The organism is Streptomyces sp. NPDC052101, from assembly GCF_040680235.1.
Lineage (GTDB): Bacteria > Actinomycetota > Actinomycetes > Streptomycetales > Streptomycetaceae > Streptomyces.
Window position 1 is genome coordinate 34,485 of the sequence record NZ_JBFAWH010000005.1, and the last position, 21,900, is coordinate 56,384.

General features: G+C 71.7%; 13 protein-coding genes and 3 pseudogenes. 13 read left to right on the forward strand and 3 right to left on the reverse strand.

The genetic code is table 11. The features are described 5' to 3' along the window. Nucleotides 1–184 precede the first annotated feature (184 nt). The 4 genes from AB0L75_RS11925 (at nt 185) to AB0L75_RS11940 (ending at nt 8,329) form a co-directional block, all read left to right on the forward strand. A complete protein-coding gene (locus tag AB0L75_RS11925) occupies nt 185–916 on the forward strand; it encodes a VIT1/CCC1 transporter family protein (RefSeq protein WP_365179055.1) in 732 nt (243 codons plus the stop codon). Between the two features lie 520 nt (nt 917–1,436). Next, nucleotides 1,437–6,029 carry a glutamate synthase large subunit gene (gltB, locus tag AB0L75_RS11930; RefSeq protein WP_365179058.1) on the forward strand — a complete coding sequence of 1,531 codons (4,593 nt, stop codon included), beginning with the start codon at nt 1,437–1,439 and terminating at the stop codon, nt 6,027–6,029. Then, nucleotides 6,022–7,485: a glutamate synthase subunit beta gene (locus AB0L75_RS11935; protein ID WP_365179061.1), complete on the forward strand. Its 1,464-nt coding sequence runs from the start codon at nt 6,022–6,024 to the stop codon at nt 7,483–7,485. The genes gltB and AB0L75_RS11935 overlap by 8 nt, the downstream gene beginning before the upstream one ends. Before the next feature lie 118 nt (nt 7,486–7,603). Further along, on the forward strand, nt 7,604–8,329 hold the full coding sequence (locus AB0L75_RS11940) for a VWA domain-containing protein (RefSeq protein WP_365179064.1): 726 nt from the start codon (nt 7,604–7,606) through the stop codon (nt 8,327–8,329). On the opposite strand, the pseudogene AB0L75_RS11945 reads toward AB0L75_RS11940, so the two are convergent. Then, nucleotides 8,317–9,130, reverse strand: a pseudogene (locus AB0L75_RS11945) (acyl-CoA dehydrogenase family protein); the annotation flags it as partial. The gene AB0L75_RS11940 and the pseudogene AB0L75_RS11945 overlap by 13 nt on opposite strands. A gap of 47 nt (nt 9,131–9,177) precedes the next feature. On the opposite strand from AB0L75_RS11945, the pseudogene AB0L75_RS11950 reads away from it, so the two are divergent. From AB0L75_RS11950 to AB0L75_RS11960, 3 genes and pseudogenes are all read left to right on the forward strand, one after another. Continuing rightward, nucleotides 9,178–9,549: pseudogene (locus AB0L75_RS11950) on the forward strand (SDR family oxidoreductase); the annotation flags it as partial. 24 nt (nt 9,550–9,573) lie between these two features. Further along, complete coding sequence (locus AB0L75_RS11955) at nt 9,574–10,185, forward strand: TetR/AcrR family transcriptional regulator (protein WP_365179066.1); 612 nt, start codon at nt 9,574–9,576, stop codon at nt 10,183–10,185. 45 nt (nt 10,186–10,230) lie between these two features. Further along, nucleotides 10,231–10,623: pseudogene (locus tag AB0L75_RS11960) on the forward strand (beta-ketoacyl synthase N-terminal-like domain-containing protein); the annotation flags it as partial. 283 nt (nt 10,624–10,906) lie between these two features. On the opposite strand, the gene AB0L75_RS11965 reads toward AB0L75_RS11960, so the two are convergent. After that, nucleotides 10,907–11,788 (reverse strand): hypothetical protein, encoded by an 882-nt coding sequence (locus tag AB0L75_RS11965; RefSeq protein ID WP_365179069.1) that lies wholly within the window; start codon nt 11,786–11,788, stop codon nt 10,907–10,909. 58 nt (nt 11,789–11,846) lie between these two features. Next, the gene (locus tag AB0L75_RS11970; RefSeq protein ID WP_365179072.1) at nt 11,847–13,604 is read right to left on the reverse strand and encodes a beta-galactosidase family protein; all 1,758 of its coding nucleotides are present in this window, start codon (nt 13,602–13,604) and stop codon (nt 11,847–11,849) included. 162 nt (nt 13,605–13,766) lie between these two features. Here AB0L75_RS11970 and AB0L75_RS11975 point away from each other — a divergent pair, with 162 nt between their 5' ends. The 6 genes from AB0L75_RS11975 (at nt 13,767) to AB0L75_RS12000 (ending at nt 21,710) form a co-directional block, all read left to right on the forward strand. Then, nucleotides 13,767–14,684 (forward strand): AraC family transcriptional regulator, encoded by a 918-nt coding sequence (locus AB0L75_RS11975; RefSeq protein WP_365179075.1) that lies wholly within the window; start codon nt 13,767–13,769, stop codon nt 14,682–14,684. Between the two features lie 5 nt (nt 14,685–14,689). Continuing rightward, nucleotides 14,690–15,037 (forward strand): chorismate mutase, encoded by a 348-nt coding sequence (locus AB0L75_RS11980; protein WP_365179078.1) that lies wholly within the window; start codon nt 14,690–14,692, stop codon nt 15,035–15,037. A 96-nt stretch (nt 15,038–15,133) separates the two neighbouring features. Next, nucleotides 15,134–17,653, forward strand: a complete 2,520-nt coding sequence (pepN, locus tag AB0L75_RS11985; protein ID WP_365179080.1) for an aminopeptidase N — start codon at nt 15,134–15,136, stop codon at nt 17,651–17,653. Nucleotides 17,654–17,824: 171 nt separating this feature from the next. Further along, entirely contained in the window at nt 17,825–18,655 is an 831-nt protein-coding gene (locus AB0L75_RS11990) for an NAD(P)H-binding protein (RefSeq protein WP_365179083.1), read from the forward strand. Nucleotides 18,656–18,924: 269 nt separating this feature from the next. Then, nucleotides 18,925–20,301, forward strand: a complete 1,377-nt coding sequence (locus AB0L75_RS11995; RefSeq protein ID WP_365179085.1) for an aminotransferase class V-fold PLP-dependent enzyme — start codon at nt 18,925–18,927, stop codon at nt 20,299–20,301. Beyond that, complete coding sequence (locus AB0L75_RS12000; protein ID WP_365179088.1) at nt 20,298–21,710, forward strand: SidA/IucD/PvdA family monooxygenase; 1,413 nt, start codon at nt 20,298–20,300, stop codon at nt 21,708–21,710. Before AB0L75_RS11995 ends, AB0L75_RS12000 begins: the two co-directional genes overlap by 4 nt. Nucleotides 21,711–21,900: the final 190 nt, after the last annotated feature.

The following is a 21,900-nucleotide window of genomic DNA, read 5'->3' on the forward strand; positions in this document are numbered from 1 at the left end:
AGCTTCCGAGTCACTCTCATGGCATCTGAGCTAAAGCCTGCACGGATGAGCAAAGGCAGGTAAAGGCGCAGGTTAGCCCAGCCTTTCCTTGGTGGCGAGCATGGATGAATAGGCGTAGATTCTGGATAGTCGAAAAGTAGAACTCGTCCAAAGTTAGCTTTGGCTAAGCTATCCGGGGGTCCGCATGGCCGTCATCGAAACCCAGGCCGCGCTGCATGAGGCGCACCGGGACAACCACACCCACCGCGATGTCAACGGCGGCTGGCTGCGCCCCGCCGTCTTCGGTGCCATGGACGGACTCGTCTCCAACCTCGCCCTGCTGACCGGTGTGGCCGGCGGTGCCGTGAGCCAGCAGACGATGGTCATCACCGGCCTCGCGGGGCTCGCCGCCGGCGCCTTCTCCATGGCCGCCGGTGAGTACACCTCCGTCGCATCCCAGCGGGAGCTGGTCGAGGCCGAGCTGGATGTCGAGCGCCGTGAGCTGCGCAAGCACCCGCAGGACGAGGAGGCCGAGCTGGCCGCGCTGTACGTCGCCCGCGGAGTGGAGCCCGACCTGGCGCGCGAGGTGGCCCGGCAGCTGTCCAAGGACCCCGAGCAGGCGCTGGAGATACACGCCCGGGAGGAGCTGGGGATCGACCCCGGTGACCTGCCGTCGCCGCTGGTCGCCGCCGTGTCGTCGTTCGGGTCCTTCGCCCTCGGCGCCCTGCTGCCCGTACTGCCGTATCTCCTCGGCGCGACCGTGCTGTGGCCCGCCGTGCTGCTCGCTCTCGCCGGGCTCTTCGGGTGTGGCGCCGTCGTGGCCAGGGTGACCGCGCGGAGCTGGTGGTACAGCGGCCTCAGGCAGCTGGTGCTGGGCGGTGCCGCGGCCGGTGTGACGTACGCCCTGGGCGGCCTGTTCGGAACGGCCGTAGGATAGCGCCGCCGGCACTTATGCGTTGGGCCGCATAAGTAGCCGCCGTAGCCCGTTACTCGCTGGTTTCGACTGTGTGACCACCGGGCATGAGCCGTAAGCGCCGCAGGCAACGACGCCTGTCGCACCCCCGCGGGGTGAGTGAAGACGCTCCCCCCGCCCCCCCCTTGGGCCGCCGGGCGACGATCCGATCGATCTCGTTCGTAACGGTCTCTTTCATGCGTTCGCCGCTCCGCGCGGCACCACTGGCCGCCCTGCGCGGCATGACCGCCGCTCTGCGTGGCCCGACCGCCGCCGTGCGGTACGACGGCCGCGGTGTGCGGCACCCGCCGCCCTCGCGTGGCACCCCCGCCGCCCCGTGCGGCACCTGGCCACGGACCCCGTGGTGTCCGCATGTTGGAACGGGGTATCCGCTTCCCGAGAACCGCTCCATCATGTAACCTGCACGAAATTTTGATCTCACGCAGAGGGCCAACGTCGTCCCTCGGCACCTGCCACATGCCACATGACGACGACGGGAGAGCCGATGCGTACGCCGCGCCAGCCGTCCCAGCACTCCGCGAATGGCCAGAACTGGTCGTTCATGGATGCTCGCCCTGCTGCACAGGGTATGTACGACCCCCGCAACGAACACGACGCCTGTGGCGTCGGTTTCGTCGCCACCCTTACCGGCGAGGCGTCCCACACGCTGGTCGAGCAGGCGCTCACCGTACTGCGCAACCTGGAGCACCGCGGTGCCACCGGCTCCGAGCCCGACTCGGGCGACGGCGCGGGCATCCTCTCCCAGGTGCCCGACGCCTTCTTCCGCGAGGTGGCCGGATTCGAACTCCCCGCCGCCGGGTCGTACGCCGTCGGTATCGCCTTCCTGCCGGAGGACGAGACCGCCGAGGCCGTCTCGCAGATCGAGACGATCGCCGTCGAGGAAGGGCTGACCGTCCTCGGGTGGCGCACGGTTCCCGTCGCCCCGGAGCTGCTCGGCGCCACTGCCCGCTCCACCATGCCGGTCTTCCGGCAGATCTTCGTCGCCGACGGCGCCAGCGAGGGCATCGCGCTGGACCGCAAGGCGTTCGTGCTGCGCAAGCGCGCCGAGCGCGAGGCGGGCGTCTACTTCCCGTCGCTCTCCGCGCGCACGATCGTGTACAAGGGCATGCTGACCACCGGCCAGCTGGAGCCCTTCTTCCCGGACCTGTCCGACCGCCGCTTCGCCTCCGCGATCGCGCTCGTGCACTCCCGGTTCTCCACGAACACCTTCCCGTCGTGGCCGCTCGCGCACCCGTACCGCTTCGTCGCGCACAACGGTGAGATCAACACCGTCAAGGGCAACCGCAACTGGATGCGCGCCCGTGAGTCGCAGCTGGTCTCCGACCTGTTCGGCGACAAGGAGCTGGACCGCGTCTTCCCGGTCTGTACGCCGGACGCCTCCGACTCCGCCTCCTTCGACGAGGTGCTGGAGCTGCTGCACCTGGGCGGCCGTTCGCTGCCGCACTCCGTGCTGATGATGATCCCGGAGGCGTGGGAGAACCACGCCTCCATGGACCCGGCCCGGCGCGCCTTCTACGGCTTCCACTCCACGATGATGGAGCCCTGGGACGGCCCCGCCTGCGTCACCTTCACCGACGGCACCCAGGTCGGCGCCGTGCTCGACCGCAACGGTCTGCGCCCCGGCCGCTACTGGGTCACCGACGACGGCCTCGTCGTCCTCGGCTCCGAGGTCGGCGTCCTCGACATCGACCCGGCCAAGGTCGTCCGCAAGGGCCGTCTGCAGCCCGGCCGCATGTTCCTCGTCGACACCGCCGAGCACCGCATCATCGAGGACGACGAGATCAAGGCGGCCCTCGCCGGCGAGAAGCCGTACGCCGAATGGCTGGAGGCCGGCGAGATCGAGCTGGGCGACCTGCCCGAGCGCGAGCACATCGTCCACACCCACGCCTCGGTCACCCGCCGCCAGCAGACCTTCGGCTACACCGAGGAGGAGCTGCGCGTCATCCTGGCGCCGATGGCCCGCACCGGTGCCGAGCCGATCGGCTCCATGGGCACCGACTCGCCGATCGCCGCCCTCTCCGAGCGCCCGCGGCTGCTCTTCGACTACTTCACCCAGCTGTTCGCGCAGGTCACCAACCCGCCGCTGGACGCGATCCGCGAGGAACTGGTCACTTCTCTGCGCTCGTCCCTCGGCCCGCAGGGCAACCTGCTCGACCCGACCGCGGCCTCCTGCCGGTCCGTCGTGCTGCCCTTCCCGGTCATCGACAACGACGAGCTGGCCAAGCTCATCCACATCAACGCCGACGGCGACATGCCCGGCTTCAAGGCCGCGACCCTGTCGGGCCTGTACCGGGTCTCCGGCGGCGGTGACTCGCTCGCCGCGCGCATCGCGGAGATCTGCGCCGAGGCCGACGCGGCCATAGACAACGGCGCTCGCCTGATCGTCCTGTCCGACCGGCACTCCGACGCCGAGCACGCGCCGATCCCGTCGCTGCTGCTCACCGCGGCCGTCCACCACCACCTCATCCGCACCAAGCAGCGCACCCACGTGGGCCTGCTGGTCGAGGCCGGTGACGTCCGCGAGGTCCACCACGTTGCCCTGCTCATCGGCTTCGGCGCCGCCGCCGTCAACCCGTACCTGGCGATGGAGTCGGTCGAGGACCTGCTGCGCGCGGGCACCTTCCTCAGCGGCATCGAGTCCGAGAAGGCCATCAAGAACCTGATCTACGCCCTCGGCAAGGGCGTGCTGAAGGTCATGTCGAAGATGGGCATCTCCACCGTCGCCTCCTACCGCGGCGCCCAGGTCTTCGAGGCCGTCGGCCTGGACGAGGCCTTCGTCGAGAAGTACTTCAACGGCACCGCCACCAAGATCGGCGGCGTCGGCATCGGCGTCATCGCCGACGAGGTCGCCGCCCGCCACGCCAAGGCCTACCCGGCCTCCGGCATCGCCCCGGCGCACCGCGCGCTGGAGATCGGCGGCGAGTACCAGTGGCGCCGTGAGGGCGAGCCGCACCTGTTCGACCCGGACACGGTCTTCCGCCTGCAGCACTCCACGCGCACGGGCCGCTACGACATCTTCAAGAAGTACACGTCCCGGGTGAACGAGCAGTCCGAGCGCCTGATGACGCTGCGCGGCCTGTTCGGCTTCGACTCCGGCCGCGCCCCGATCTCCATCGACGAGGTCGAGCCGGCGAGCGAGATCGTCAAGCGGTTCTCGACCGGCGCGATGTCGTACGGCTCCATCTCCAAGGAGGCGCACGAGACCCTCGCCATCGCCATGAACCAGCTGGGCGGCAAGTCCAACACCGGTGAGGGCGGCGAGGACCCGGAGCGCCTGTACGACCCGGCGCGCCGGTCCGCCATCAAGCAGGTCGCCTCCGGCCGCTTCGGCGTGACCTCCGAGTACCTGGTCAACGCGGACGACATCCAGATCAAGATGGCCCAGGGAGCCAAGCCCGGCGAGGGCGGCCAGCTGCCCGGCCACAAGGTGTACCCCTGGGTCGCCAAGACCCGGCACAGCACCCCGGGCGTCGGCCTGATCTCCCCGCCGCCGCACCACGACATCTACTCCATCGAGGACCTGGCCCAGCTGATCCACGACCTGAAGAACGCGAACCCGCAGGCGCGGATTCACGTGAAGCTGGTCTCGGAGGTCGGCGTCGGCACGGTCGCCGCGGGTGTCTCCAAGGCGCACGCGGACGTGGTGCTCATCTCCGGCCACGACGGCGGTACGGGTGCCTCCCCGCTGACGTCGCTGAAGCACGCCGGTGGTCCCTGGGAGCTGGGCCTCGCCGAGACGCAGCAGACCCTGCTGCTCAACGGCCTGCGCGACCGGATCGTCGTCCAGACCGACGGCCAGCTGAAGACCGGCCGTGACGTGGTCATCGCCGCGCTGCTCGGCGCCGAGGAGTTCGGTTTCGCGACCGCTCCGCTGGTCGTCTCCGGCTGTGTGATGATGCGCGTCTGCCACCTGGACACCTGCCCGGTCGGCATCGCCACCCAGAACCCGACGCTGCGCGACCGCTTCGCCGGCAAGGCCGAGTACGTCGTGAACTTCTTCCAGTTCATCGCCGAGGAGGTCCGCGAGCTGCTGGCCGAGCTGGGCTTCCGCTCCATCGAGGAGGCCGTCGGCCACGCCGAGGTGCTGGACGTCGAGCGCGCGGTGGACCACTGGAAGGCGCAGGGCCTGGACCTGGAGCCGCTGTTCCACGTGCCCGACCTGCCCGAGGGCGCGGTGCGCCACCAGCTGATCCAGCAGGACCACGGCCTGGAGAAGGCCCTGGACAACGAGCTGATCAAGCTCGCCGCCGACGCCCTGGCCGCGAACGACGCGACCGAGGCCCAGCCGGTGCGCGCCCAGGTCGCCATCCGCAACATCAACCGCACGGTCGGCACCATGCTCGGCCACGAGGTGACGAAGAAGTTCGGTGGCGCGGGCCTGCCCGAGGACACCATCGACATCACCTTCACCGGCTCGGCCGGCCAGTCCTTCGGCGCGTTCCTGCCGCGCGGTGTGACGCTCCGCCTGGAGGGCGACGCCAACGACTACGTCGGCAAGGGCCTCTCCGGCGGCCGTGTCGTCGTCCGCCCGGACCGCGCGGCCGACCACCTCGCCGAGTACTCGACCATCGCGGGCAACACCATCGGCTACGGCGCCACCGGCGGCGAGCTGTACCTGCGCGGCCGTACCGGTGAGCGGTTCTGCGTCCGCAACTCCGGCGCGCTGGTCGTCTCCGAGGGCGTGGGCGACCACGGCTGCGAGTACATGACCGGCGGCCGCGCGGTCGTCCTCGGCCCGACCGGCCGCAACTTCGCGGCGGGCATGTCCGGTGGCGTCGCCTACGTCATCGACCTCGACCGCGACAACGTCAACATCGGCAACGTCGAGTCGGTGGAGGCGCTGGACGAGGCGGACAAGCAGTGGCTGCACGACGTGGTGCGCCGCCACGCCGAGGAGACCGGCTCGACGGTCGCCGAGAAGCTGCTCGCCGACTGGGACGTGGCCGTGGCCCGGTTCAGCAAGATCATCCCCAGCACGTACAAGGCAGTGCTCGCCGCCAAGGACGCCGCCGAGCGAGCCGGTCTGACCGAGACCGAGATCACCGAGAAGATGATGGAGGCGGCGATCAATGGCTGACCCGAAGGGCTTCCTGAACCACGGCCGCGAGGTCGCCCAGACCCGTCCCGTCGGTGAGCGCCTCAAGGACTGGAACGAGGTCTACGTCCCCGGCTCCCTGCTGCCGATCATCAGCAAGCAGGCCAGCCGCTGCATGGACTGCGGTATCCCGTTCTGCCACAACGGCTGTCCGCTCGGAAACCTGATCCCCGAGTGGAACGACTACGCCTACCGCGAGGACTGGTCGGCCGCCTCCGAGCGCCTGCACGCGACCAACAACTTCCCGGAGTTCACCGGTCGCCTCTGCCCGGCCCCCTGCGAGTCGGCGTGTGTGCTCGGCATCAACCAGCCGCCGGTCACCATCAAGAACGTCGAGGTCTCGATCATCGACAAGGCGTGGGACGCGGGCACCGTCGCCCCGCAGGCCCCCGAGCGCCTGTCCGGCAAGACGGTCGCGGTCATCGGCTCGGGCCCGGCGGGCCTCGCCGCCGCCCAGCAGCTGACCCGGGCCGGCCACACCGTCGCCGTCTACGAGCGCGCGGACCGCGTCGGAGGCCTCCTCCGATACGGCATCCCCGAGTTCAAGATGGAGAAGCGGCACATCAACCGCCGTATCGAGCAGATGCGCGCGGAGGGCACCCGCTTCCGCACCGGCATCGAGATCGGCCGCGACCTCAAGGCGACCGACCTGAAGAAGCGGTACGACGCGATCGTCATCGCCGCCGGTGCGACGACCGCCCGTGACCTGCCGGTGCCGGGGCGCGAACTCAAGGGCATCCACCAGGCGATGGAGTACCTGCCCCTGGCGAACAAGGTCCAGGAGGGCGACTACGTGGCGCCCCCGATCTCGGCCGAGGGCAAGCACGTCGTCGTCATCGGCGGCGGTGACACCGGCGCGGACTGCGTGGGCACCGCCCACCGCCAGGGCGCGGCCTCCGTCACCCAGCTGGAGATCATGCCGCGCCCGAACGACGAGCGGCACGTGACGAACCAGCCCTGGCCGACCTTCCCGATCCTCTACAAGGTCACCTCGGCCCACGAGGAGGGCGGCGAGCGGATCTACTCCGCCTCCACCACCCACTTCGAGGGCGACGAGGACGGCAATGTGCAGTGGCTGCACCTGGCCGAGGTGGAGTTCGTCGACGGCAGGCTGACCTCCAAGCCGGGCACCGAGCGCAAGATCCCGGCCCAGCTGGTCACCCTCGCCATGGGCTTCACGGGCACGGACCGCGAGAACGGCCTCGTCGACCAGTTCGGCCTGGACCTCGACGAACGCGGTAACATCGCCCGCGACGCCGACTTCCAGACCAACGTGCCGGGTGTGTTCGTCGCCGGTGACGCCGGCCGCGGCCAGTCCCTGATCGTGTGGGCGATCGCGGAGGGCCGCTCGGCCGCCCGCGGTGTCGACCGGTTCCTGACCGGTGCCAGCGACCTGCCGGCCCCGATCCGCCCGACCGACCGCTCCCTGGCGGTCTGACGGCACCCCGAAAGACGTCCCGTACAACGGCGTACGGAACACTGACGGCGCCTGCCCACCGTCCCCGACCGGACTCTGGGCAGGCGCCGTCGCATGTCCGCACCGTCGAGGGGGAACCATGGCCGCGATCAGTCTGCGCAAGGTGGAGGAGACCGCGCCCGCGCTGGTCAGCCTGTACAAGACCGCCGGAGTGTCGCTCACCCGGCACGGCCTGGACGGACTCCGCGCCGCCGTCTACCTCGTGATCGACTACTCCGGCTCCATGCGGCCGTACTACGACGACGGCAGCGTGCAGACGCTCGCCGACCGGGTGCTCGGCCTGTCCGCGCACCTGGACGACGACGGCCGGGTGCCGGTGGTGTTCTTCTCCACGGACGTCGACGCGGTCACCGACATCGCCCTCGCGAGCCACGCGGGCAGCGTCGAGCGGATCGTGGCCGGGCTCGGCCACATGGGCAGGACCAGCTATCACCTGGCGATGGACGCCGTCATCGACCACTACCTGGACAGCGGCGCCACCGACCCCGCCCTGGTCGTCTTCCAGACCGACGGCGGCCCGATCAACAAGCTCGCCGCCGAACGCTACCTCTGCAAGGCGGCCAGGCTGCCGCTGTTCTGGCAGTTCGTCGGCTTCGGCGACCCGGGCAGCCGGCAGTTCGAGTTCCTGCGGAAACTGGACGAGCTGGCCGTACCGGGCAAGCGGATCGTGGACAACGCGGGCTTCTTCCACGTCGGCCAGGACCCGCGGCGCGTCTCCGACGCCGAGCTGTACGACCGGCTCGTCGGCGAGTTCCCGCAGTGGCTGGCGGCCGCGCGCGCCGCGGGCGTCGTGCGGGCGGACTGACTCACACCCCGGCGTCGATCCGCCGGAACCGCTCCTCGCTGAAGGCGCGTTGTTCGGCGTCGGGCAGGAAGCGCATCAGCGGCGTTCCTTCTGGATTCGGGACCGAGGCGCTCGCCCTCCAGGAAGCGGGAGGCGGCCGCGTAGGTGAACAGCTGGTAGGTGCGGGCGCCGATCAGGGCGTCGGCCATCCGGGCGCGGGCGTGCTCCGGGCGGCCGCGCGAGCGCCACAGCTCGACCAGCCGGTGCGCCGAGGCGAGGAAGCGGCCCGGCGAGCGCGGGGTGAGCCCGCGTTCGTCGCCCGTCGTGGACATCGCGATCCGCCGGCCCCCGCCGGGCTCGCCTATCACGTCCTCGTCCGGCACGAACACGTCGTCCAGGAACAGCCCGGCCAACGCCGGCCTGCCGTCCAGGCGGCCGATCGGGCGGACCGTGACACCCGGTGCCCGCAGGTCGAACATCAGATACGTGAGCCCCTGGTGCGGTCTCGGTGCCTTGGGATCGCAGCGGAACAACCCGAAGGCTCGGTCGGCGAAGGCCGCCCGTGACGACCAGGTCCTCTGTCCCCGCAAGAGCCGGCACACGCGCGCGCTGCTCCTCCGTGCCGTGGGCGAAGAGCGTCGACGCGAGCAGGCTGATGCCGTTCTGGCCGACGCGGCCCGCCGCGCCCGCCGCCCAGTACTCCTCCTCGAACACCAGCCACTCGAAGGCGGTGGCCGCACGGCCACCGTATTTCTCCGGCCACGACACCACCGACCGGCGGTCCGCTGCCAGTTCGGCCTCCCAGGCGCGATGGGCCATCCACCACCGGCACCTTCTTGCCTCGACCTTCCCTAGCAAGTGTTTGGTAGGGCGCGCGCGTGCTCATCAGCGACGCGCACACCCGCCGGCTGAAGGAGTACGAGGCCGAACTGGGCCGGGAGTTCCCGGGCGCGGTGACGGCCCTGCCGTGCGACGTCACCGACGAGGGCCAGGCGCGGGCCCTGTTCGAGGTGGCCGCCGCCTACGGCGTGCGGGTCGACGCCGTGGCGCCGAGCCTCGCCATGCATCCGCACCTGGTGAAGGCGACCTCCGCCGAACTGCTCCAGGAACTGACCGGACGGGAGGCCTTCGGGCGGTACGCAGAGCCCTGGGAGGTGGCCAATGTGATCGTCTTCCTGGCCTCCGGCCACTCCTCGTATCTGACCGGCGAGGTCGTCGCCGTCAGCAGCCGGCACCCCTGACGAGGGACAGACCACAATGGGTCCGTGCCGACCAACAAGAAGCCCCAGGTGACCGCGGCAGCGGCCCGGCGCGGCGAACTCCTCAGCACAGCTGCCGAGGTCTTCGCCGAGCACGGCTACAACGCCACCACCGTCCGCCGGATCGCCGACCACGCCGGGATGCTCGCGGGCAGCCTGTACTACCACTTCGACTCCAAGGAGTCGATGCTCGAGGAGATCCTGCGGACCTTCCTCGACGAGCTGTGGGACGGCTACGACACCGTCCTCGCCGCAGGGCGCGGGCCCCGCGAGACGCTGGAGGCGCTCGTCATCGAGTCCTTCCGGGAGATCGACCGGCACCGCGCGGCCGTCGCGATCTACCAGAAGGAGAGCAAGCAACTCGTCGCCCAGGACCGCTTCGCGTTCCTCGCCGACTCCCAGCGCCGCTTCGAGAAGGCGTGGCTCGGCACGCTGGAGCGCGGCGTCGCCGAGCACGTCTTCCGCGCCGACCTCGACGTCCGCCTCACCTACCGGTTCGTGCGCGACACCGTGTGGGTCGCCGCCTCCTGGTACCGGCCCGGCGGACAGCACAGCCCCGAGGAGATCGCCCGCCAGTATCTGTCGATGGTGCTGGACGGGATCGCCGTACGCGAGTGACGCCTTTCGCATAACGCCCCTTTCCTGTGAGGGAGTTGCCATGGCGGACGGCGCGGGTGAGGGCTCAGCGCGGACCACCCGGCCGATCTGGGAGCGCATGTGCTGAAGGCGCTGGTGGAGCGGGCCGGGATCGACCCGGCCGCCGTGGAGGACATCGTCCTCGGCTGTCTGGACGCGGTCGGGCCGCAGGCCGGGGACATCGCCCGCACCTGCTGGCTGGCCGCCGGACTCCCCGAGGAGGTGCCGGGTGTGACCGTCGACCGGCAGTGCGGCTTCTCCCAGCAGGCCGTGCACTTCGCCGCGCAGGCCGTGCTCTCCGGCACCCAGGACCTGGTGGTCGCCGGAGGGGTGCAGAACATGTCCCAGATCCCCATCGCCTTCGCCTCCCGGCAGGCGGCCGAACCCCTCGGCCTGACCGACGGACCCTTCCTCGGCAGCACCGTCCCGCTCGGCCGCGCCCATGCCCTCGCCTTCGCCGCGGAGGGCGCCCGAGTCGTCGTCAACGACCTGGGCGTCGGGCTGGACGGAGCACCCGGCGCGGAGAGTCCGGCCGCGTCCGTCGTCGCGGAGATCCGCGCGGCCGGCGGTGAGGCGGTCGTACACGGCGGCGACATCGCCACGACCGTGGGCGCGGCCTGTCTGGTCCACACCGCCCTGGAGACGTACGGCCGGCGCCCCGGCACACCTGACCCCCCGGCGCCCCCCAGCGAGGTGCCCCGACCTAGGTGTCGCACTCCAGTACCGTCCGGCACAACCCGCACCGCGCCCGTACCCGCCCCTTCACCGGTACCCGGATCCGCTGGTGGCAGGTGGGGCAGGCGAAGGTCACGCGGAGGTGGCCGGCGGGGTCGGGGGTGAAGGCGTAGGGCGCCCCCGGTACGGCGGAGGGCGCGTGCCGGCGGTCGTGGGCGTAGCGGCGCCGGCCCGCCCAGCCGGCCCCGGTCAGCGGCGGCTGCTGCTCGTCCCGGCGGGCCTGGGCCATCCCCTTGGCGTACGCGTCGTAGGCCTGCGGGCTGGTGAACCACACCGAGGGGTCCTCGTGGAAGAGCAGCGCCCGCTTGGCCAGCACGTACCCGAACTCCTCCGGGGTGAGGTAGCCGAGCTTCTGCGAGGAGACCCCGTCCTCCCGGAAGGCGTCGAGCAGCAGCCAGCCCGCGCCGAGATAGGCGGTGACCGTGTCCGTGAGGATCTCGTTCTCCGCCGTGGTCGGGAAGGCGAGGTCCAGGCGGTGCAGGTAGACGTGGCACACCTCGTGGGCGAGCGCCGCGCCGATGTCCCGGCGATGGGTGCGGAAACGGTCGTTCAGCTCCACGAAGTACTCTGGGCCCGCCGCCAGTTCGACGTTCGCCGCGTGGGTCATCTCCCGGAAGCCGACGATCAGCCGCGCGTCCGGAAGCCGGAAGTGCCGCACGATCTCGCGGGCCACCCGCTGCGCGCCCAGATGCAGGTCATCGGTGTCGCAGAAGGCCACGTCGGCGGGGGCGAGGCTGGTCGAGAACGTCTGGACCGTGTCGCAGGACAGGCGCTTGTACAGCGCGGTGATGGCGGCCCGCACCGTCTCCAGGTGCGGGTAGCCGTGCTGGACCGGTCCGCCGTTCGCCACGTCCGCACCCCCAAAGACGCCGGAACTCCTCTCCACTGTAGGCGGGACGGGCGGCCGGTCACACCGGCAGCAGCCGGGGCGCCGGCCGGCCCGGGTCCGTCTCCTGCAGCTCCAGCACCCACACCTCGTTCTCGCCCTCCCGCAGCACCGGGCCGGGGACGTACAGGGAGCGCTGGGGGCCCACCGACCAGTAACGGCCCAGGCTGAAGCCGTTGATCCAGACGAATCCGCGTGTCAGGCCGGGCAGCTCCAGCCGGGCGTCCCCGGCCCCGCGGACCAGGACGCTGCCCCGGTACAGGCCCGCCGCGCCCTCCTCGGGCAGCGCGCCGAACGGCACCCGCGCCACCCCGCCCTCGAAGGCGTCCAGATCCAGCGCACGCGCGCGTACCCCGTGCAGATACTGCCGTTCGTGCAGGATGCCGCCGGTGATCCCCTTCGCCTCACCGAAGCGCGGCCCGTAGTTCACCCGCCCGAGGGACTCCACCCACAGCTCCACGCGCGCGGGGCCCGCGACGGGCTCCTTCAGCCGCGGCTCCTCCTCGGTGAGCACCCCGGCCCGCTCGCCGTCGACGTACACGACCGCGAGATCCCGCAGCCCGCGCAGGGTCAGCGGATACGGCTGCCGTGGACCGGGCACGTCCACCGCGTAGCGGACCAGGCCCCGGGTGACCTGCAGCTCCTCGAAGGTGGGCGGCATCGGTGCCACCGTCTCCTCGCCGCCCAGCGTCCGAAGGACGTCGCCCAGGGACGCCCAGCCGTCGAGCGTCACCTCCGCCGGACGGCCCAACGGGACGGGCGGAGGCGGCAGTTCGGGCAGCGGCCCGTCCTGGTAGTCGGCCAGCACCTCGCGGAAGCGCCAGAACTTCTCCGTCGGGCGGCCGTACTCGTCCACGGGGGCGTCGTAGTCGTAGGAGGTCACATCGGGCTCCAACGGGCCCCCGTGCAGCGCGCCGCCGCCCCGGTTGGCGCCCGCCCAGCCGCCGAAGCTGGTGCCGCCGTGCGCCATGTACAGGTTCACCGACGCCCCGCACTCCAGGATCTCCCGCAGCGCCCCGGCGGCCTCCTCCGGATCCCGTACGACATGCTCGCCGGCCCAGTGGTCGAACCAGCCGCACCAGAACTCCATGCACATCAGCGGGCCCTCGGGGCGGTGCCGGCGCAGCGTCGCGAAGGCCTCGCGCGCGTGGGAGCCGAAATTCACCGTGGCGAGCACCCCGGGCATCGAACCGCCGGTCAGCATGTGGTCCTCGGGGCCGTCCGAGGTGAACAGCGGGACCGTGACCCCCTTGGCGCGCAGCAGACCGGCCAGCTCCTCCAGATAGCCGGTGTCACTGCCGTAACTGCCGTACTCGTTCTCGACCTGCACCAGGATCACCGGGCCGCCGCGGTCGATCTGCCGGGGCACGATCTCGTGCATCAGGTGGTGGAACCAGTGCTCCACAAGGGACAGATAACGCTGGTCACGCGTGCGCACGCGCGTGCCCGCCTCGCCGCTGACCCAGGGCGGCAGCCCGCCGTTCTCCCACTCGGCGCAGATGTAGGGGCCCGGCCGCACGATCGCCCACAGACCGGCCTCCCGGACGGCGTCCAGGAAGCGGCCGAGCGCCCGCACGTCCCGGTAGCCGCCCGGGACCGGCCAGTGCAGGTTCCAGGGGACGTACGTCTCCACGCAGTTCAGGCCCATCGCCCGCAGCATCGCCAGCCGGTGCCGCCAGTGCTCCTCGTGCACCCGGAAGTAGTGCAGCGCCCCGGACAGCAGTCGCACCGGCCGGCCGTCCAGCAGGAAGTCGGATTCCCCCACCGCGAACTCGCTCATGGCCCAAGCCTCACCCCTTCCGGCGATCACCGCCATGGACGAAGATCGGCGGTGCTTGGACAAAAAGGTCTTGGCACAACGCCTGACAGAACGCCTGGACAAAACACCTGGGCACAACGCCTGGACAAAAGTCCGCGGTCGCCGACGCCGGGAGGAGCGCCGATGTACCAGACCTGGATGCGGTTCTTCAGCCCCGGACCCGCACACCACCGTCTCGGCCTGGTCTGCCTCGGCGTCGGCCTCCAGCACGGCGCGCTGCCCACCGTGGGCCCGCGCGCCCTCGACCACCACGTGGCCGTCGTGATCAGCGCGGGCGGCGGCTGGTACCGGGGCGCCGACGGCCGCCGTACGACCGTCACCGCGCCCGCGCTGCTCTGGCTTACCCCCGGCGTGTCCCACCACTACGCGCCCGATCCGGCGACCGGCTGGGACGAGGGCTTCGTCGACTTCGCCGGGCCCGCCACCACGACGTACACCGAACTGGGCTACATCGAGCCCGAGCGGCCCGTCGTACCGCTCTCCGACGCCTCGGGGCCCCGCGCGGTGGTCGCCCGCATCGCCCGCGCCGCCCGCCGCGGCAACCCGCTGCTGGAGGTGGAGACCGGCGCCGCCGTGCACGAACTCCTCGTCGCCCTGCGCCGCGCCCGCGCCGACCTCGCCCCGGACGGCGACCAGGTGCTCCAGGCGCTCGCGCGGGACGCCTGCACGCCGATGAGCGTCGCCGACCACGCGCGCGTGCACGGCATGACCCCCGCCGAGCTGCGCAGCGCCGTCCGCCGGGCCGCCGGCTGCAGCCCCAAGGACTATCTGCTCGGCATCCGACTCGGCCGGGCCAAGGAACTCCTCGCCGCCACCGAGCTGCCCGTCGCCGCCGTCGCCCGCCGCGTCGGCTACGACGACCCCGCCTACTTCTCCCGGCTGTTCACCCGCCGGGTGGGCCTCGCCCCGGTCCGCTTCCGCGCCCAGCAGGGCCGCAGCGTGCCCGGCGGCTGGAGCGACAGCGTCCCGGACCCGGACGATCCGCCGATGATCCACTCTCCGGACACCCCGGAGGAACGGCCCGGCGAACCCATAGGGTGACGTGCATGACCACCAGCAACACCGGAACCGGTGACGTGGACCCCGAGGTCCGTCGGGAACTGGAACGGCTGCGCGACAGCATCGACAACATCGATGCGGCCGTCGTCCATCTGCTCGCCGAGCGTTTCAAGGCCACCCAGCAGGTCGGCCAGCTCAAGGCCGTGCACCAGCTGCCGCCCGCCGACCCCGCCCGCGAGTCCCGCCAGATCGAGCGGCTGCGCCGCCTCGCGGAGAACGCCAAGCTCGACCCGGCCTTCGCCGAGAAGTTCCTGAACTTCATCATCGCGGAGGTGATCCGGCACCACGAGCGCATCGCCGAGGACGCCGCCAACGGCCAGCAGCCGGACGACTGACCCCCGGTGGGGCTCCTGGGACCGGCGAGCCGGACATAAGCCGTGAACCCGCCCACCCCCTGTGCGCTGTCAGTGCAATCAGGCAGCATGGCCTGCATGTCCGTTCTCAGGCGCGATGAAGCGCAGCTCCGAGCACAGCTCCTCGACGTCCACCGCTACACGGTCGATCTGGACCTCACGAGCGGGGACGAGACCTTCGACTCCCGCACCGTGATCCGGTTCACCGCGAGGTCCGCCGGGGACACGTTCGTCGAGCTGAAGCCCGCCGAGCTGCGCACGGTCACGCTCGACGGACAGCCCCTCGACCCGGAGTCGCTGGACGACGGCCGGCTGCCGCTGAAGAACCTCGCCGCGGGCGAGCACGAGCTGAGCGTGGACGCGATCATGCGCTACTCCCGCACCGGCGAGGGCATGCACCGCTTCACCGACCCCAGCGACGGCGAGACGTACGTCTACACGCAGATGTTCATGGACGACGTCCAGCGCGTCTTCGCCGCCTTCGACCAGCCGGACCTGAAGGCCGTCTTCGAGGTCTCCGTCAAGGCGCCCGAGGGCTGGACCGTGCTCGCCAACGGCATCGCCGAACGGCGCGCCGACGGCGTCTGGCAGGCCGCGCCCACCCCGCTGATCTCCACCTACCTCGTCGCCGTCGCCGGCGGCCCCTGGCACTCGGTGCGCACCGAGCACCGCGGACTGCCCTTCGGCATCCACTGCCGCCGCTCCCTCGCGGCGCACCTCGACGCCGACGCCGACGAGATCCTCGACGTCACGCGCGCGTGCTTCGACCGCTACCACGAGAAGTTCGAGGAGCCGTACCCCTTCGACTCCTACGACCAGGCGTTCGTCCCCGAGTTCAACGCGGGCGCCATGGAGAACCCGGGCCTGGTCACCTTCCGCGACGATTTCGTCTACCGCTCCGCCGTCACCGACACCGAGCGGCAGACCCGCGCCATGGTCATCGCGCACGAGATGGCCCACATGTGGTTCGGCGACCTCGTCACCCTCAAATGGTGGGACGACATCTGGCTGAACGAGTCCTTCGCCGAGTACATGGGCTACCAGACCACCGCCGAGGCCACCCGCTTCACCGGGCCCTGGACCGAGTTCGGCGTCACCCGCAAGGCCTGGGGCTACGACGCCGACCAGCGGCCCACCACCCACCCGGTCGCCCCCGACAAGGTCGACGACACGGCCTCCGCGCTGCTGAACTTCGACGGCATCTCCTACGCCAAGGGGGCCTCGGCGCTGCGCCAGCTGGCCGCCTGGCTCGGCGAGAAGGACTTCCTCGCCGGCATCAACACCCACTTCGCCCGGCACAAGTTCGGCAACGCCACCCTCGCCGACTTCATCGACTCCCTCGCCTCCGCCACCGACCGCTCCGTGCCCGCCTGGGCCGACAGCTGGCTGCGCACCACCGGCGTGGACAAGCTCACGCCCCTCGTCGCCTCCGCCGACGGCGTCTGCACCCTGACCGTCGACCGCGCGGGCAGCCGCCCGCACCGCCTCACCGCCGGCCTGTACGACCACGACATCGCCGACGAGGGCCGGCTGGTGCTGCGCACGCGGCTCGACCTGGACGTCCCGCAGGCCGCCCCGCAGCCCATCGGAAGGCGTCCCGCGCTGCTCCTGCTCAATGACGGCGACCTCACCTACGCCAAGGTCCGCTTCGACGCCGAGTCCTTCGAAACGGTCCGGGCCGGCCTGTCCGGACTGCCCGACCCGGTCACCCGCGCGGTCGTCTGGAACGCCCTCCGGGACGCCGTGCGCGACGGCGAACTGGCGCCCGCCGCCTACCTGGAGACGGCCCGCGCCCACCTCCCGCGCGAGACCGACCTGGCCCTCGTCCAGGGCGTCCTCGCCTTCGCCTCCGGCCAGATCGCCGACCAGTACCTGAAGCCCGAGGACCGCCCGGCCGCCCTGTCGGCCCTCACCGCCCTCTGCCGCGATCTGCTGCGCCGCACCGAGGACGGCGACCACCCCGGGCTGCGCCTGATCGCCGTACGGCACCTGATCACCGCGGCCGCCCACCCCGACGCCATCGCCGCCTGGCTCGCCGACGGCACGGTTCCCGGCGGGCCGGAGCTGGACCCCGAACTGCGCTGGCGCATCCTCGGCCGGCTCGCCGCGCTCGGCGCCACCGACGAGGCCGCCATCGCCGCCGAGCTGGAGCGCGACCCGAGCGCCACCGGCCAGGAGGGCGCCGCCCGCTGCCGTGCCGCCCTGCCCGACCCGGAGGCCAAGCGGGCGGTCTGGGAGGCGATGTTCACCGGCGACGAACTGTCCAACTACCTCTTCACGGCCACCGCGCAGGGCTTCTGGCAGCCCGAACAGGCCGATCTGATACGGGAGTACGTGCCGCGCTTCTACCCGGACGCCGTGGCCCTGTCGGCCCGGCGCGGCCCCGCCATGGCGGTCGCCGCCGGCCGCTGGGCCTTCCCGGCCCACGCCGTCGACACCGAGAACCTGCGGCTCGGCGAGGCCTGTCTGCGCGAGGCCGACCCGACCCCGGCCCTGCGCCGTACGCTCGCCGACCGCCTGGACGACCTGACCCGGGCCCTGCGGGTGCGCGGCGAGCAGCGGGAACCGGCGGAACACGCGGAGCAGGAGACGGAGTAGGGGACGGAATACGAGACGGAATACGAGACGGAATACGAGACGGAACAGGAGGCGGAGTAGGTCCGGCGGCCTAGGGCGCGGCTGGTCCTTGCCGACGATGCCACGGTCCGGAGACCTTCCTAGGCTCGACAGGGTCAGGAGCGATCAGTCGAGCCTTTGGAGGCACCTTCCGTGATCGTAGTGACCGGAGCGACCGGCAATGTCGGCCGTGCCCTTGTCGACCGTCTCCTCGCCGCCGGCCGGCCCTTGCGGGCCCTCACCCGCGATCCGCAGCGGGCCGCACTGCCGGACGGCGCCGAGGTGGTGTGCTTCCAGCCGGACGACCCGGCCGCCCTGCTCGGCGGGGCGACGGCCCTCTTCCTCTACGCCCACCCTGGCGCGGCCGACCTGCTGGCGGCGGCCCGCGCCCACGGGGTGCGGCATGTCGTGCTGCTGTCCAGCGCCATCATCCAGGAGGGTGCCGACGAGACCCACCCCATCCACGTCATGCACGCCACCGTCGAGCAGCAGATCCGCGACAGCGGGCTCGACTGGACCTTCCTGCGGCCGGGCGCCTTCGCCACCAACGCCCTGCAGTGGGCCCCGCAGATCCGCGCCGGGAACACCGTCCGCGGGGTGTTCGCGGGCGCGACCTCCGCACCCATCCACGAGGACGACATCGCGGCCGTGGCCGAGCGGGCCCTGCTCGACGGCGGGCACGAGGGCGCCGCGCACCGGTTGACCGGGCCCGCTGCGACCACCAACGCCGAGCAGATCGCGGCGATCGGCGCGGTCGTCAGCCGGGAGCTGACGTTCGTGGAGACGGACCCACGTGAAGCGGGCCCGGAGCTGTTCCCGCACGCCCCGCCGCAGATCGTCGAACGGCTGCTGCGGACCTACGAGGAGAGCGTCGGGGTGCCACCGGAGATCACCGACACGGTGGAGAAGCTGACCGGCACCCCGGCCCGCCCCTTCACCCAGTGGGCCCGGGAACACGCCGACGACTTCGGGGCACCGGCCTAGGCCCTGGCACCGGGGCCTCTGGGACCGGCTCGGCAGCCGGACGGTGCCCTCGGCGCGATCGGCGTCAGGCATGCACACACACCGCTCCAACACGCTTTCTCCGCACGGCATTACCCCCTTTCGGGTAGCGATCGTTGGGCTTTTTGGACGCACGGGCCTCTTTCCGTACAAGCTGGAAGTCCAGCCACAAGCCGGAAGCCCACCGGTGCCGAGAACTCCCCGAAGGCCTGGCCGTGCGGGGAGGAGAGCCCTTGAGCGGAGGACAGCCGATGAGCGGTGCCGAACCGCTGCGCACGCCGCCCCTCGCTTCGGGCCCCCACGGTCCCGCGGCCCTGCGCCCCCTCCTCGGTACGGTCCTGGAGGCGCTCGCGGCCGGCGGCCGGGCGCGCGGCGGGCCGCTGCCCGCCGGGGGACCCGAGGCCGTCGCCGTGCGCGTCGCCGAGGTCCTCGGGGACGTCCTGCCGGAGCAGGGCGACCCCGAGGCCCTGCGCACCCTCGTGCATGCCCTGGCCGAAGGCGCCGCCGACCCCGCCGAGCCGCTGTGCGCGGCCCATCTGCACTGCCCGCCGCTCGCCGTGGCCGCCGCCGCCGACCTCGCGGTGAGCACCCTCAACCCGTCCCTGGACTCCTGGGACCAGGCCCCGGCTGCCTCCGCCCTGGAAGCCGCGGTCACCCGCGCGCTCGCCCACGCCGCCGGTCTCGCCGACGCCCTCGTCACCACCGGCGGCACCGAGTCCAACCAGCTCGCCCTGCTGCTCGCCCGCGAGGCGTACGGCGGCGGCGTACGGCTCGTGTGCGGGGCCAACGCCCACCACTCGCTGCCGCGCGCCGCCTGGCTGCTCGGCCTGCCCGACCCGGTCGTCGTCCCGGCCGCGGGCGGCACCCTCGACCTCGCCGCCCTCGACGAGGCCCTCACCACGCTCTCCGGCCCCCTGCTGGTCGCCGCCACCGCAGGCACCACCGACGCCGGCCTGATCGACCCGCTGCCCGAGATCGCCGGCCTGTGCACGGCTCACGGAGCCCGACTGCACATCGACGCGGCCTACGGCGGAGGCCTCCTTTTCAGCGACCGGCACCGGGACAGACTCGCCGGACTCGAGGCCGCCCACACCGTCACCCTCGACTTGCACAAGCTCGGCTGGCAGCCGGTCGCCGCCGGTCTGCTCGCCGTCGCCCGCCCCGGCGAACTCACCGCACTGCACCACCGCGCCGACTATCTGAACGCCGAGGACGACACCGAGGCCGGGCTCCCCGACCTGCTCGACCGCTCCCTGCGCACCACCCGCCGCCCCGACGTCCTCAAGATCGCCGTCACCCTGAGGACGCTCGGCCGCACCGGCCTGGGCGACCTCGTCGACCAAGTCTGCGCCCGCGCACGCGAGTTCGCCGCGCTGGTCAGGGAACACCCCGGCTTCGAGCTGTACGACCAGCCCGTGATCAGCACGGTCCTGTTCCGGCCCGCCGTGGCCGACGACGCCGCAGTGGCCGCCGTACGCCGCAGGCTGCTGCACGAGGGCCGGGCCGTCCTCGGCCGTGCCCGGCTCGACGGCCGCCTCTGGCTCAAGGCCACCCTCCTCAACCCCCACATCCGGCCGGACGACCTGGCCCAGCTCCTGAAACTCGTGGAAGAAGGCACCCTCGTATGACCAACCCCCCACGTCATGAGCCCGAATCCCCCCGCGACCTGGTAGGCATCGGCATCGGTCCCTGCAACCTGTCGCTGGCCGCCCTCGCCCACCCGCTCGCCGAACTCGACGCCGTCTTCTACGAACAGCGCCCCGGCTTCGAGTGGCACCCCGGTCTGCTCATCGAGGGCGCCACCGTCCAAGTGCCGTTCCTCGCCGACCTGGTGACCCTCGCCGACCCGACCAGCCCCTGGAGCTTCCTGAACTACCTCAAGACCCGCCAGCGGCTCTTCCCCTTCTACTTCACCGAGCACTTCCACATCCAGCGCGCCGAGTACGACGCCTACTGCCGCTGGGTCGCGCAGAGCCTGCCCGCGCTGCGCTTCCACCACCAGGTCGACGCGGTCCGCTGGAACCCGGAACGGGACGTGTTCGAGGTCGACTTCACCCAGCTCGACGCCGAGGGCGAGGCCGAGGCCCTGGGCCGCACCTACACCCGCAATGTCGTCCTCGGCATCGGCACCGCCCCCTATGTGCCGGACCCGCTGAAGCCGCTCGTGGACGCGCCGGGCGTGCCCGTCATCCACGCCGCCGACTACCTGGACCACCGCTCCGACATCCTGGCCGCCGACCACGTCACCGTCGTCGGCTCCGGACAGTCCGGCGCGGAGGTCTTCCTCGACCTGCTGCGGCACCGGCCCGTCGGCCGCGAGAAGCTGCACTGGATCGGCCGCAGCGAGGCGTTCACGCCGATGGAGTACTCCAAGCTCGGCCTGGAGCACTTCACCCCCGACTACACCCGCTACTTCCACGCCCTCGCCGAGCCCGTCCGGGACCGGCTGATCGCCGCGCAGTGGCAGCTGCACAAGGGCATCGACGCAGGCACGCTCGCCGCCATCCACGACGAGCTGTACCGGCGCAGCCTGCAGGGCGGCTGGCCCGACGCCGTCCTGACCCCGGGCGTCCTGGTGCGTACGGCCGGCCGGATCGCCACCACCCAGGTCGAACTCCACCTGGAACATCTCCAGCAGGGCAGCCGCACCCGGCTCACCACCGGCGCCGTCGTCCTCGCCACCGGCTACCGCGAACGTCCGCTGGACCGCATCCTCGCCGGGCTCGACCCCTACATGCGCCGCGACAACAGCGAACGCCCCCGCATCGACCAGGAGTTCCGGCTCGTCCTCGACCCGTCCGTGACCGGCTCGGTGTACGTCCAGAACGCCGAACTGCACACCCACGGCGTGGGCGCGCCCGACCTCGGCCTGGCCGCCTGGCGCAGCGCCACGATCCTCAACTCCCTCACCGGAAACGCCCCTTACCCGCCGGCCACCCGAACGGCGTTCACCACCTTCGGCCTCCAGGACGCCCGGCTCCAGATCCCGCGGGCCCGACAGGCGCCACGCCTCATCCCCCTGGTCGAAGGAAGGTAATAAAAGAAGGCAGGGGAGGAGAGGAGGGCGGGGGAGGCGGTACGGCACCTGGGCGCCGTACGGAACGAGGTGCCCGGGCTGCCCGAGCCGCCGCCACGCCGTGATGGACACTTCCGAGGGAAAATCGCTCATCGGAGCGAGTGGCCGCACAATTCAACACTTGTCAACGACCCTTCACTCAAAGGTTGTT